We start from the raw sequence: 13,913 nt of genomic DNA, 5'->3' as shown, positions 1-13,913 counted from the left end.
GGAGGGTAGGTAGTCGCGGGGTTTTTTTTATTCCTGTGAACCTGCTTTTTAGGTTCTTTTTTTATTTCCTTGTCTTGTATTATATCTTTATCTGGTTGTATGTTACTTTACATTATAAAAAGAGACCTCTCGATCTCTTTTTTTTATAACTTTTACTATTTTAACTTTGCTAATATTTCTGTTATTGCTTCTATCTCTTCTTCTTTTAGCCTTTGGGATTTGTTTTATTTTATTATAATTGTTTATGATAATATATATTTAGATTTATTTAACATTTTTATTAAAAGTATTAAATTTAGGTTTTTGATGTGTTATAATAAGTGACAAAATTTGTTGAAATTATATATTAAAAGAGGAAAAATAATGAAAAAATTCTTGAAAAAAAATAAATTGTACATTTTTTTGATTCTTTTTATTTTATTTATAGTAAATATAGTTTTTATTTTTATGTTCTTAAATAAAAGCGAAACATATTTAAAGAATACATATATAAACGGAATAGATTGTTCTGGGCTTACAGTAAGTCAAGCAAAGGAAAAAATTGTTGATGTATGGAATAAAAATGTGTTTATCATTAATGAAGGCAATGGTAAAAAAGAAAAAATTATATTATCAAATGTTACATATAATATTGATGAACAACTAAGTGACATTGTAAATCCTGGGTATTTTTCATACATTTTACACAAAACTCATTTAAAAGAGAATAAATACACAATAACTATGACTGTAAAAGAAACAAGCGATGAATTTAATGATTCACTAAAAAATTTATCCATTTTAGAAGATAAAAAAGATGTAACAAAGACTCAAAATGCATATATAGATTTGAATAGTTCAGATTATGAAATAGTAAAAGAAGTTTATGGAACAAATATCGATTCATACTTGTTAAAAAAAGATATATTAAAATTAATATCTAATGGTGAATTTACACTTAACTATGATAATAAAAATTATTATGATAAACCTGAAATTTTATCTACAAGTGGCATACTTAAACAAGAACAAGAATATCTAAAAAATTTAGATTTACCTGTTATTACATATAAAATGCAAAATAAAGATGTAAAGATTAGTAAAGAACAAATTTTAAAGCTATATGGTATAACAAATAAGACAATTGAAACAAAAATGAAAGAAAATAAATTAACAGTAGATAAAAGTGCAGTAAAAAGTTTTGTAAATGACTTAGCCACAAAATACAATACAAGCGGAAGAATGAGAGAATTTAAATCAACTATGAGCGGAACTATATCTATAACAGGTGGAGATTATGGATATGTTATAAATAAAGATAAAGAAATAACAAAGTTAACATCAGAATTAAATAGGAAAAAAGATATAAACAGAAAACCTTGCTATTCACAAACCCCTTATGATACATCCGATGAAGTAGGTGATTCATATGTTGAAATAGATTTAACAAATCAAAAACTTTGGGTTTATAAAGATGGAAAAAAAATTGTAACATCTGATATTGTAACAGGAGATGTATCTGGTGGATATTCAACGCCTGCAGGAATATATTACTTAAAATATAAACAAAGAGATACTACTTTAAGCGGAAATAACGCAGATGGTAGCACATATAATTCACCTGTTTCCTATTGGATGCCTTTTAATGGCGGTATTGGAATGCATGATGCAACATGGAGAAGTAAATTTGGTGGAACAATATACAAAAATAGCGGTAGTCACGGCTGTATAAATATGCCTAAAAATAATGCAAAAAAAACATATGAAACAATAGAAACGAATTATCCAATAGTAGTTCACTATTAGAAGAAGCTTTTGCTTCTTCTTTTTTTATATTGATAAAAAAATACTTATAAAAGTAATCTTTTAGTTATAAAAAATAATGAAAGAGTATATATTTTATAAGGAAAATATTTCAACACATTTTTTTTTACTACAATTTGATAAACTATTGAATTTTATATATTTTCTGCATATAATATAATCATAGAAAACGTTAACAAATCCAAAACAAAATGGAAGCAATAAAATATATTGAAAAATATAGAAATTGCATTTAAGGTATTTAAAAATTCTAACATAATAGTTAGAAAAGAATTTAAAAAAGATGATATCAAAATTACACAAAAAAGAATGAAAAGGTAAGATGCAAAAGTACATCAAAAAAAGAAGTGTAAAAAGGATAAAAAATATATTTAAACAGAAATATATATCTTTTGAAAATTCGTTTAAATAAATTAAAGTTTGTTAAACGTTGAAGCTATAAAATTCCAAAATGTATCAAAAAGAAAAAATAAAATGTCAGGGTACATTATAAAAAATCTTTTAAAGAAAAGGTACATTAAGGAAAAGAGATAATTGTGAAACAGAAGGAGGAAGAAAAGAAAACTTAATATAGTAAAAAAAAGCAATAAAATAAGAATAGATTGCTGATAGGTAAGAGGCGAGTAAACCTCTAAAATTTAAATAGATAAAAATAAATAAATAAGTAAAAAAAGAAGAAAATGAAACGTTAAGGGAAAACTATATTAAGGAAAAAGAAAACAGGAAGTTTATATAAGCAATTGGGAAGTAAGTTTAAAGAATAAAAGAAAAAGAATAAAAAGAAAAAAGAAAATTAAACTGAAGATATTGCAAAAAAATGATAGTACTGTGAAACCAAATTCTGAATCATAAGAATCGAGATACTAGGTAAAACTAGTAAAAGAAAGAGAGTCTGAAAAGACTCTCTTTCTTTTTTTATATTTTATGTTAAAATATAAATAATAAATGTTTAGGAGGCAATAATGAAAGCTATCGTATTAGAAGACAAAGAAAAAGTTGTTTACAAAGATGTTCCAAAACCTGAGTGTACAAAAGACGGCATACTTTTAAAAATTGATGCAGTTGGACTTTGTGGTTCTGATGTAAGAACATATTCATCAGGTGTAAATGGTTTGGATTTTCCTTTTATTTTAGGACACGAAAATATAGGTATAATCGAAGAAATAGGTGAAGAAGTAAAAGGATATAGTGTTGGAGAAAGAGTAATTGTAAATCCTGTTATACCTTGTGGTAACTGTTATTACTGCGAAAAAGGTATGCAAAATTTATGTGAAACAAGACTTACATATGGACATCATTTGCATGGTGGATTTGCTGAATATATGTTAATTCCGGGTATCGGCGTACAACGTGGACAAATTTTAAAAATACCTGAAGGCGTAAAAAGTGAAGATATGGTAGTAGTAGAACTATTATCAAGCGTTGTAAATTCTCAAGATTTAATTAATGTAACGCTTGGAGATACTGTTGTAATAATAGGAGCAGGTCCACTTGGATGTTTACATAGTGAAATTGCAAGACTTAGAGGTGCTAAAAATATTATTATGGCAAACAGAAGTGAAGCAAGACTTGAAAAAAGTAAAGCATTCAGTGGAACACATTTCGTAAATACATCTAAAGAAAATTTAAAAGAAGTAGTAATGGATGTTACTGATGGAAGAGGGGCTGATGTAGTAATAAATTCAACTCCTGCAACAAAACCTATTGAAGAAGGAATACATTTACTAAGAAAACAAGGTAAATTATTAATTTTTGGAGGACTTCCAAAAGATAATCCAAATGTAAGTTTAGATGGTAATTTACTTCATTACAGTGAAATTCAAGTTATTGGAGGATTTTCAACAACTCCTGATAGTTTTAGAAAAGCCTTTGACGTTGTTGCAAACGGAATGATAAATGCAAATTTAGTTTCTCATATTTTACCTTTAAAAGATATGGAAAAAGGTGTAAAAATGTTAAAAAGCGGAGAAGCCTTAAAAGTGGTTTTAAAACCATAAAAGACAGCAATTTGCTGTCTTTTTTATTGTAATACGTCGCTCGTAACAGAATAAACGGAATCTGAAAAGGCATAAGTAAGTGCATCAGAAACTACTTTTGCCATTTCATAAATATTATTTAAACGTAGTGTTGAAAGAGAATTTATCGCATCTTTTTCATTGTTGCTTACAACTAAAGTAAGGGACGTATCTCCTGTTTTGGGTAATGTTTTTCCGGTAGCTTTTCCGGGGAATATACCTTCATTAAATAAAATAATATCTCCTACATTTCCTTTTTGTGAAATCATTGAGTCAATAACGAAAATTTCTTTACCAGGATATACTGTTTTAATATATGAAAGAGTATTATTTATGTTAAGGGCATGAACAGGATGTTTGATTGTTCCAAAAATAGGATTATTTAAAAAATTATAACTTTCAAGCAAGCTTCCTACAATTGGAGCAAATGCATCTCCGATACATTTATCAGTTCCAATAAACAGTAGAATACAATCCTTAGATGTTAATTTTATTATTTCTTCTGCAAGAAATTTTGCAGCATTTTTTTGTAAATAGTTAAATGTTTTTTGCATATTCATTCTCCAAAAAAAAATATACCCTAATTATATATAATAGGGTATAAGTAAAATGTAGATTTTTGTTTATGGTTATTTCATATTTTCTAGATTATTTTTTATTGCGGTAAACATTCTTTCATCTGCATTTGGTATTTGCTTTTTTAAATATTTTACTAAGTTTTTCATTTCTTCTCTTTTAGTAAATCCATCGGCAGGGCATTCACTTTTTATTATAGGAATATTTTCAGTTTTAACAGCATGAATTACATCTTTTTCTTTAGCATATAAAAGAGGTCTAAGAGAATAAACACCGGTTCTGTCAAGATAAGTTACAGGCTTAAATGTATGTATTCTTCCTTCGTAAAAAAGGCTTAGTAAAAAAGATTCTATAAAATCATCTCTATGGTGTCCAAAAGCAATTTTATTACTGCCAAGTTTTAACGCCGTTTCATTTAAAGCTGCTCTTTTCATCTTTGAACATAAAGAACATGGATTTTTTTCTTTTCTTTCATCAAAAACGATTTTCTTTATATCCGTATGAACAATTTCAAGAGGAACTTGAATTTCATCACAAAAAGTTTCAAGTTTATCAAGCTGCATATTATCAAAGCCTACATCTATACAAATTGCTGTCAGTTTAAATTTTTCAGGTGAGAAATACATATATGTTTTTAAGGCTTTTAAAAGGAGCATACTGTCTTTTCCTCCTGATACAGCTACACATATATGGTCTCCGTCATTTATCATGTTATAATCCTTTACGGCTTTTCTAATACATCCCAGTGTTTTTCTCATGTTATATTCCTTTTCTAAAAATATTTATTTATACTTTTTACAATTGCATTTACAAGTTTGTTTTGATTTTGCTCATTTTTTAGTTGTTCTATTTCTTTTTTATTTGAAATGAAACCACATTCAATTAATACGCTTGGATAATTTGTCATTCTTAATATTCTAAAATTATTATCCTTTACTGCACTGTTTTTATTTGCAAGAAGAGGCGTAAGATAATCAAGCTTAGAAAGTTCGTCGTTTAAAATATTAGCGAACTTTAAACTTTGTTTTGCTTCTTTGCATAGTGTTATATCTTTTACTATAACATTACTTCTTCCTGTTGATGAAAGTATATTTATTCCATTTGTATAATATATGGTTGTTATACCATTATTAATTTTTTCTTTAATAAATGGATAAGTTTTTCCGTTTTCTTCAACATATATATCATTAAAGTCTAAATTGGCTTTAAAAGATGAATAGTAAATTGTATAACCGCTTTTATTGTTTTTGGTGCCTGTTGAATCATGGTGTATGCTTATTAATAAATCAGGCTTAATTTTATTTGCAATTATTGTCCTGTTTGTTAATGTGACTTCTTTTTCATCTTTGTAGGGCTGTCTTGTGAATTTAACAATATAGCCTTCTTTTTTTAGTGCATTTGCAAGCTTGATTGTAACTTGATCATTAAGCGTATATTCATTTGTTTTTTCACTGTCTATACCAATGGCACCTTTATCAGCCGAAAGTTTTCCGCCGTGTCCCGGATCAAGCAATATTACATAATTATTTTTGTTTTTTATATTTACTATAAGAAGCAGAATAAATATAAAAATTAAAAAACATAAAAATAATCTTTTGGATATTTTAATTTTCATATATTTATTCTATATTTTAATAAACCCACAAAATGCAATATTTTGTGGGTTAGTTTACATTTTATCAATTAAGTCTGCAATCTTATCAAAGTCATCTTCTGAAAACATTAAATCAATTTGATCTTTTTTTGTTGGTTTAATATTTTTATTTATTTTTGTAACATTATTTGTATTATTTTGTTTAGCTACATTTTTTGTTGTTTTTTTATTGTTTAATGGAGTTTTTATTTGCGAGTCCTTTGTTGTTGAGTTATTGTTTTTTGCATTATTATTTTTTAACACATTTGTTTTATTGTTAGATTGTTTGTTTTTATCTTTTTTCTTTGTTTCTATTTTTATAACATTATTTTCTTCTTTTAGGTTTGAACCGTTAAATAAAAACTTCATAAATTCATCATTTTCTTTTTCTTCTTTTGAAGTATTAAGAAGTGAGCTGTTTTTTAAAGCTTCTGATAAATTTTTATCTGTCTTTATTTTTTTATTATCTGATGTTTGTTTTTGAGATTGCACCGATTTGCTTTTTGTATAAGGATTTACTCTTTTCCTTTTTTGTCCAATTTTTCTATAGGTTTCTTCAAGTAATTCTTTATCGCTTAAATGTTTTCTTTTCTTTACTTGTTCTTTAGATGTTTTTTGTTCTATTTCCTTTTGTGTGATATCATACATTTTCATCATTAAATTATGTTCTTGCAAGTCAACAACTTTTGAACGTTCATTTAAAGATGTATGGATTGTTTTAATGTTATCTAAAACTCCGTCTAATATTTCTTGTTGTTGGAGTCTTTGTTTTCTTAATTGTTCTTGTTTTTTTATTTCTTGTTCAATTTTTATCTTTTCTTCTTTTTCTTTTTCTAATTTTTCAAGTTCTTTTTGAATATTTAATTCTTTTAAAGAAAGTGTATGTTCAAATGATTTTAGTTGTTCTTCCTTTTGTTTTAATTGATTTTCTTTTTCCTTTAATTCTTCTAAAGCTTGCTTTGTTTCTTCTTTTTGTTGTTGTTCTTGGTTTTTAATTTCTATAAGCTCTTTTTTCATTTTATTAAGCCTTAATTCTTCACTGTAGTCATAAGGGTCATCAAAAACTTGTATGTTATCTTCTTCAAGTTCCTCTTCACTTACACTTAGTAATAGCGAACGAGATATTGTTTCAACTATAATATCAACAGTTAAAGCTATAATTTGAAGATAGGTAGAAACCCCTACTTTTAGAATAAAGCGAACTAAAATAAAAACTATGATATTAGCAAGAGTAACACAAGAAATTTCAAATACCATACCTCTTGTTTCTTCTTTGTATAAACCGGCAATAAAATAAATACCAATTTTAATTAAAATTAGAAGAGGTATAAATTTAGTAAAATTAGGATCAATTGTTAAATCTGCTTTATTAAAAATCAAATTGGCTACAATATATGTAATAGCCATAAAAAATATATCAATAAAAACTAAGGATACTGTCTTAATTGTTTTTTCTTTATTCAATATAATCACCTTTTTAAATTGTTTATACATTATAACATAAATTTATATAATACCAAAATGATATTTGGTAAAATATAAAATTATATATTCTTTTTATATAAAAGGGGTATTGAGTTGACAAAAGTAAAAAAAAAATATTATAATAAAAAATAAAATTGTGTACTGTTAGGAGATATTATGTTAGATATAAAAAGAATAAGAAATAATACGGATGAAGTAAACGAACTTCTTGCAAGAAGAGGGGATTACAGTGTTAACGAAGTTTTGGAATTAGATACAAAAAGAAGAGAATTGTTATCTAAAGCCGAAGAAGGAAAGGCGAAACAAAACAGGGTGTCAAAGCAAATTCCTATGATGAAAAAGGAAGGCAAAGACGTAAGCGAATTATTAAAAGAGATGAAAGAACTTTCAAGTGAAGTTAAAGAATACAATGCACAAATCAGTGAATTGGAAGAAAAAATAAATTCACTTATTCTTTCTATTCCAAATACACCAAACAAAGATATTGTTATAGGTAAAGATGAAAATAGCAATAAAGAATTAATTAAAGTTGGTACACCAAGAAAATTTGATTTTGAAGCTAAAGCTCATTGGGATTTAGGTGTTGATTTAGGCTTACTTGATTTTGAAAGAGCAGTAAAAATTTCTGGAGCAAGATTTTCAATGTTTACAGGAATGGGGGCTAAACTTGAAAGAGCGTTAATTGCTTTTATGCTTGATACTCATACAATAGATAATGACTATATTGAGATTTCTCCTCCTTTCATGGTAAACAGAACATCAATGACGGGAACAGGTCAGCTTCCGAAATTTGAAGAAGATGCATTTAATATTAAAAATAATGATTATTTCTTAATTCCAACAGCGGAAGTTCCTGTTACAAATATCCATAGAGGCGAAATTTTAAAAGAAGAAGATCTTCCTAAATACTTTACTGCATATACACCATGTTTCAGAGCTGAAGCTGGAAGCGCAGGAAGAGATACAAGAGGTTTAATCAGAAATCACCAGTTTGATAAAGTTGAACTTGTAAAACTTTCAAAACCAGAAAACTCATATGAAGAATTAGAAGATTTAACTTTAGAAGCAAGAAAAATTCTTGACTTATTAGAAATTCCATACAGAGTTATAGAATTATGCACAGGTGATTTAGGTTTCTCAGCTGCAAAAACATATGATATTGAAGTATGGCTTCCAAGTTATAACAGATATGTAGAAATTTCATCATGCTCTAATTTTGAAGATTATCAAGCAAGAAGAGCAAATATAAGATATAGAGATAAAGATGGTAATGTTAAGTTTGTTCATACACTTAATGGATCAGCTTTAGCGGTAGGAAGAACTTTTGCAGCAGTTTTGGAAAATTATCAAAATGAAGATGGCAGTGTAACAGTTCCTAAAGTATTAAGAAATTATCTTGGAGGATTAGAAGTCATAAAATAGACTTTTTAGCTTATGGAAAAAAGAGTAAGAATAGTAAAAAAAGTAAGAAAAAGTAAAATACCCCCTAAAATAAAAAAAGAACAATTTGAATTTGAAAATGAAATAGAAAAACAAGAATCTGAAATAGAAATAGATAATTTTAATATTGATGATTTAGATATGGAAGATATCTTTGTTAATACGGATTTTGAAGCAAGAGTTAAGTCTGATGATGAAAATATAATAGAAGATAATTCTTTTGAGGATGAAAGTTTTGAAGAAAAAATAATAGAAGATAATGAAGATTCTTTTGAATATCAAGAAGAAGATAATGAAGAAAAAGTTTCTTTAAAAGAAGCCTTGAATTTTAAAATAACAAAAAAAACAATTTTAATATTCTTAGGTATTATTATTGCTGCTTCTGCATTAGGATTTGGACTTTACAAATTGTTTCCGGGAGGAAGAAGTTTTAGTGGTATTGTAAATTTGAATGACACATTATCAAATGGTAAAGTTGAATGTGTCGTTGAAGATGTCGTTGTTACTGATACTATATCTACAGTAAAAGCAAGTGAAGGTAAAACTTTTGTATGTATCTATTATGAATTTACAAATATTTCGGATAAAGAAATAAAATGGGAAGATTTTCCTTATATTACTCTTGGTATTTTTGAAAGTGATAATGTTGGCGCAAAATCAACGAAAATATTGGATAATGAAAGTATTAATAAAGACGCTTTAAGAGAATATTCATATGTAATGGGTCTTGATCTTAGAGATGATTTGGATCCACTAGCTGCATCTTCAACTAGAGATGATGTTGATGTTTTTGAAATAGATAAATCTTATTTAACAAGTAATAAAATATATATTATATTTGATATATATGATAAAGCTATAAAGGTTGAAGAGGGTTTAAGCTCTCTTCCTAACTTAGACGAAACAATTGAAGAAAATCAAGAACAAATAAAAAAAGAACAGGAAAAAATGGGTATTCAATAGAGATATCAATATTCTGAAAATACTCAGTAATGATAAAGCAATAAACAAATGTTTATTGCTTTTTATTTTAAAGGAGAAACTTTATGTTAAAAAAGGGAGATAAAATAGGAATTATTGTTCTTTCAAATGGTATTGATAAAAATAAAAAAGAACAAGTTAAACAATTAATTGTAGAAATAAAAAATTTAGGACTTATTCCTATACTTGGAGATTATATTTACAGTGAAGAAAATCATTGTTTGTTAACCGCACAAAAAAAAGCCAAGGTTTTAATGGGATTTTATAAAAATAATAATATAAAAGCTGTTTTTGATATTTCAGGAGGTGATTTGGCAAATGAAATATTACCTTTTATTGATTTTGAAATAATAAAAAATAATTATAAGCCTTTCTTTGGATATAGTGATTTGACAACTATTATAAATGCGATTTATTCTAATACAAAGAAGCCTTGCTATTTATATCAAATAAAAAATATAGTTTTAGATAATAAAGAAAAACAGATATTATGTTTTAATGAAAGTTTCTTTAATGGAAAAGACGATATTTTTAAATTTGATTATGAGTTTCTAAGAGGAGATAGTATGAAAGGTGTTGTTATTGGAGGTAATATAAGGTGCTTTTTAAAACTTGCCGGAACAGGTTATATTCCTGATTTTAAAGATAAAATTTTATTTCTTGAAAGTAGAAGTGGGAAAAGTCCCTTGATGATATCATTTTTTAATCAATTAAAGCAAATGAATGTATTTGAAGATATTAGAGGAATTATTCTTGGAACATTTACTCAAATGGAAAGAGAAAATAGTTGTCCTAATGTAAAAGAAATTGCTCTTGATATAACAAAAGAATATAATATCCCGATTATAAAAACAAATGAAATAGGTCATGGAAGTGATTCTAAATGTATTGTGATAGGTAAAGAATATAACTTAAGTAAATAAAAAAAGGAGGTAATACCTCCTTTTTTTCGTACGAATAAATAAATCTTATTCAGGTTGAGCTGCTCCTGTTGGGCAAGCGCCTGCACAAGCTCCACAATCGATGCATGTAGCAGCATCAATTTCGTATTTTCCATCGCCTTCAGAAATAGCACCTACTGGGCATTCACCAGCACAAGCGCCACAAGCGATACATTCATCAGTAATTACATGAGCCATGTTTAATACCTCCATATTATTTGTTTGTTTGTATTAATATAACATTTTTAATAATTTATTGCAATAGGAAAATTTTAAAATGATATATTGTCATATATTTAAAAAGTATAAATTGAAAGCATATTATAATATAAAAAGTAATTAAAAGTAAGGTTTAAGGCTTATTTAAAGGTGTTTTGGTTTTCTATGTAAAGAAGGAGGAAGTCCTCCTTCTTTGTTATTTTCTTATATCATCAAAAAAATAAAATAATATTCCATCACATGTTTTTATTATTCTGCAGTTGCATTTGTTTTTACATTTACAACAGCTATTATGATTTGTATTCATGTAATTACTTTCTTTTTTGCATGAGCAGCATGATGATTTTTGATTGTTACAGTTGCATTTTGAGCAAGAATTATTTCTTTGTTCGTTTTGATATTCCATTTCGTTGTCGTAACATCCACATCTGTCTTGATTTGTTCTTATAGAAGAATTGTTACATCCACATGATGTTCTATTTGAGTAATTCATTTATCTTACCACCTTTATAATATTACTGTTTTCGATATATAATATGAGAAATTATAATTTTGGTTACCCTTTACATTATTTTTGTAAAAGCAAGGATTATTAAAAGTATTCCGCTAAACCAGCTTAAGTTTATCTTTGATGTTTCACTAAAGACATTTCCTGTTTTAAATCCTGTAATTATAAGAGAGAAACAAATAAAAAAGGTAAGTATAAAGACTATAAAAATATTTGTATAAGAAAAAGATAGACCTGCGCATATTGAATCTATTGATCCGAGTATTCCAATTAAAAATGATTCTTTTATATCTAAATTATTTGAATGATTTATATCTGCTTTTGTTTCGTCAATAAATACATTAATAATTAAATTTTCTTTTTTATCTTTTTTATTAACATTTTTATTAATTATTTGCATGTTTTTAAGATATTTTTTTATTGCAAATGAAAAAATATTATAGCTTCCTATAGTTATTAAAAGAAAAAAAGAAAGTATGTTAAATAAATATATTGGTATTACCTTTGAAAGAATATTTGATAAAGATATTGATAAGCAAAGTGAAAGTGCGCTTGCAAGGGAAATGACTATTGATGTAGGTATATTTATTTTTATCTTATTACTTCCAAAATTTGCACTTATAAGAAAAGTATCCATACTTAGAGCCAATATCAAAATAATGATTTTTAGCATTCTTTTTCCTCCATTTTATAGTCATAATTTATAATATTAATGAGAAAGACTTTGTGTGCATGTTTGAAATTATTAATATTAGATATATAAAAATTTATAAATTTATGGTATATTTAAAGTAAGATAACTTATTTTAGGGAGGACGAAATGGATTTAAAAAAATTACAAAATGGTTCTGATGTCAGAGGTATTGCCTTAGAAGGCGTAAAAGGTGAAGAAGTTAACTTAACAAACGAAGCCAGTTATAAAATAGCAAAAGCTTTTTCAATATGGTTAAAGAAAAGACTAAATAAAGACAGTGTAAAGATAACACTTGGTAGGGACTCAAGACTTTCAGGTCCTGCTCTTGCTAAAAATGTAATGAAAGGTTTAAGCAGTGAAGAAAATGTTGAAGTTGTTTACTTTAATTTATGTACAACACCTGCAATGTTTATGAGCTGTGTGAATGAAGAAGTTAATGCTGATGGCGCTATTATGATTACAGCAAGTCATTTACCATTTAATAGAAACGGTCTTAAATTCTTTACAAAAGACGGCGGAGCAGAAAAAGAAGATATTATAGATATTCTTACAATTGCAAATGAAATGGAATTAGAAGATGTTGAAGCAAAATATGAAACTCTTGATTTCTTAAGTATGTATGCTGCTGATTTAGTAAAGAAAATCAAGCAAAGAACTGGAGAAGAAAAACCTTTCAGTGGTAAAAAAATTATCGTTGATGCAGGAAATGGTTCAGGTGGATTCTTTGCAAGCAAGGTTTTGGAAGTTTTAGGAGCTGATACTTCAGGTAGTGTATATTTAGATCCTGACGGAAGTTTCCCTAACCATGTTCCAAATCCTGAACTTAAAGATGTTATGGACAGCTTCTCTGAAGTAGTAAAAAAAGAAAATGCTGATCTTGGAATTATCTTTGATACAGACGTTGACAGAGCTGCCGCAGTAGATAAAAGCGGAGAAGAAATAAGCAGAAATAAACTTGTTGCTTTAATGGCAAGCATTTGTCTTGAAGAAGCTGCAGGAAGCTATATAGTAACTGACAGCGTAACAAGCAGTGGATTAAAAGAATTTATAGAAGAAAAAGGCGGAGTTCACCACAGATTTAAAAGAGGATACAAGAATGTAATAAACGAAGGCATAAGACTTAACAAAGAAGGAAAAGAATGTCTTCTTGCAATTGAAACAAGTGGACACTGTGCTTTAAAAGAAAACTACTTCTTAGATGACGGTGCTTATATGGTTGTAAAAATTCTTGTTAAATTCTTTGAACTTAGCAAAGAAAACAAAACATTTGATGACCTTATAGGTTCATTAAAAGAAGCTAAAGAAGAAGCTGAACTTAGAGCTACATTCATGGTTGAAGATTTTAAAGAATATGGGGCAAATCTTCTTGAAGACTTTAAGGTATATGTTAAAGAAAAAATGGAAGGCGCTAGTTTTGAAGAACCAAACTTTGAAGGTGTTAGAGTAAATGTTGAAAGAGACGGAATAAAAGGTTGGGTACTTTTAAGATTATCTCTACATGATCCTGTGCTTCCAATAAATATCGAATCAGAAAACGAAGGCGGAGTTGAAAACATTAAGAAAGAAATTTTAGACTTCTTAAAAGACTACGAAGTTAAATTCTAATTAAATAAAAGCA

The 13,913-nt window shown here is 27.0% G+C and carries 13 protein-coding genes; 6 read left to right on the top strand and 7 right to left on the bottom strand.

All coding sequences use genetic code 11. From position 1 onward, the window contains the following. The first annotated feature begins 447 nt into the window (after nt 1-447). Together ACTQYZ_RS05555 and ACTQYZ_RS05550 are read left to right on the top strand one after the other, a co-directional pair. On the top strand, nt 448-1,785 hold the full coding sequence (locus ACTQYZ_RS05555) for a L,D-transpeptidase family protein (RefSeq protein WP_441416173.1): 1,338 nt from the start codon (nt 448-450) through the stop codon (nt 1,783-1,785). A gap of 980 nt (nt 1,786-2,765) precedes the next feature. After that, nucleotides 2,766-3,800, top strand: coding sequence for an alcohol dehydrogenase catalytic domain-containing protein (locus tag ACTQYZ_RS05550; RefSeq protein WP_329383727.1), 1,035 nt, complete (start codon nt 2,766-2,768; stop codon nt 3,798-3,800). A 23-nt stretch (nt 3,801-3,823) separates the two neighbouring features. Here the strand turns inward: ACTQYZ_RS05550 and yyaC are convergent, their stop codons facing one another. The 4 genes from yyaC to ACTQYZ_RS05530 form a co-directional block, all read right to left on the bottom strand. Beyond that, nucleotides 3,824-4,372, bottom strand: coding sequence for a spore protease YyaC (yyaC, locus tag ACTQYZ_RS05545; RefSeq protein WP_441023434.1), 549 nt, complete (start codon nt 4,370-4,372; stop codon nt 3,824-3,826). Between the two features lie 75 nt (nt 4,373-4,447). Next, complete coding sequence (locus ACTQYZ_RS05540; protein ID WP_441023432.1) at nt 4,448-5,152, bottom strand: tRNA lysidine(34) synthetase; 705 nt, start codon at nt 5,150-5,152, stop codon at nt 4,448-4,450. A gap of 14 nt (nt 5,153-5,166) precedes the next feature. Beyond that, complete coding sequence (locus ACTQYZ_RS05535) at nt 5,167-6,009, bottom strand: N-acetylmuramoyl-L-alanine amidase family protein (RefSeq protein ID WP_441023430.1); 843 nt, start codon at nt 6,007-6,009, stop codon at nt 5,167-5,169. 54 nt (nt 6,010-6,063) lie between these two features. After that, nucleotides 6,064-7,491: a hypothetical protein gene (locus ACTQYZ_RS05530; RefSeq protein ID WP_441416172.1), complete on the bottom strand. Its 1,428-nt coding sequence runs from the start codon at nt 7,489-7,491 to the stop codon at nt 6,064-6,066. Between the two features lie 177 nt (nt 7,492-7,668). On the opposite strand from ACTQYZ_RS05530, the gene serS reads away from it, so the two are divergent. The 3 genes from serS to ACTQYZ_RS05515 all read left to right on the top strand — a co-directional run bounded on the left by serS (nt 7,669) and on the right by ACTQYZ_RS05515 (nt 10,856). Then, nucleotides 7,669-8,934 carry a serine--tRNA ligase gene (gene serS, locus ACTQYZ_RS05525; RefSeq protein WP_441023426.1) on the top strand — a complete coding sequence of 422 codons (1,266 nt, stop codon included), beginning with the start codon at nt 7,669-7,671 and terminating at the stop codon, nt 8,932-8,934. Between the two features lie 12 nt (nt 8,935-8,946). Then, nucleotides 8,947-9,915, top strand: a complete 969-nt coding sequence (locus tag ACTQYZ_RS05520; protein ID WP_441416171.1) for a hypothetical protein — start codon at nt 8,947-8,949, stop codon at nt 9,913-9,915. A gap of 83 nt (nt 9,916-9,998) precedes the next feature. Next, nucleotides 9,999-10,856: a S66 family peptidase gene (locus ACTQYZ_RS05515; RefSeq protein ID WP_441023422.1), complete on the top strand. Its 858-nt coding sequence runs from the start codon at nt 9,999-10,001 to the stop codon at nt 10,854-10,856. A 45-nt stretch (nt 10,857-10,901) separates the two neighbouring features. Here the strand turns inward: ACTQYZ_RS05515 and ACTQYZ_RS05510 are convergent, their stop codons facing one another. The 3 genes from ACTQYZ_RS05510 to ACTQYZ_RS05500 form a co-directional block, all read right to left on the bottom strand. Next, a complete protein-coding gene (locus tag ACTQYZ_RS05510; protein ID WP_138269578.1) occupies nt 10,902-11,072 on the bottom strand; it encodes a DUF362 domain-containing protein in 171 nt (56 codons plus the stop codon). Between the two features lie 217 nt (nt 11,073-11,289). Then, entirely contained in the window at nt 11,290-11,586 is a 297-nt protein-coding gene (locus ACTQYZ_RS05505; protein ID WP_441416170.1) for a hypothetical protein, read from the bottom strand. A gap of 70 nt (nt 11,587-11,656) precedes the next feature. Further along, nucleotides 11,657-12,274, bottom strand: coding sequence for a manganese efflux pump (locus ACTQYZ_RS05500; protein WP_441416169.1), 618 nt, complete (start codon nt 12,272-12,274; stop codon nt 11,657-11,659). Between the two features lie 147 nt (nt 12,275-12,421). Here ACTQYZ_RS05500 and ACTQYZ_RS05495 point away from each other — a divergent pair, with 147 nt between their 5' ends. Beyond that, nucleotides 12,422-13,900, top strand: coding sequence for a phosphomannomutase/phosphoglucomutase (locus ACTQYZ_RS05495; protein ID WP_441416168.1), 1,479 nt, complete (start codon nt 12,422-12,424; stop codon nt 13,898-13,900). Nucleotides 13,901-13,913 lie beyond the last annotated feature (13 nt).

The sequence above is a fragment of the Anaerofustis sp. LCP19S3_F7 genome (genome assembly GCF_052119445.1).
Lineage (GTDB): Bacteria > Bacillota > Clostridia > Eubacteriales > Anaerofustaceae > Anaerofustis > Anaerofustis butyriciformans.
This window is presented reverse-complemented; position numbering and strand designations above follow the sequence as displayed.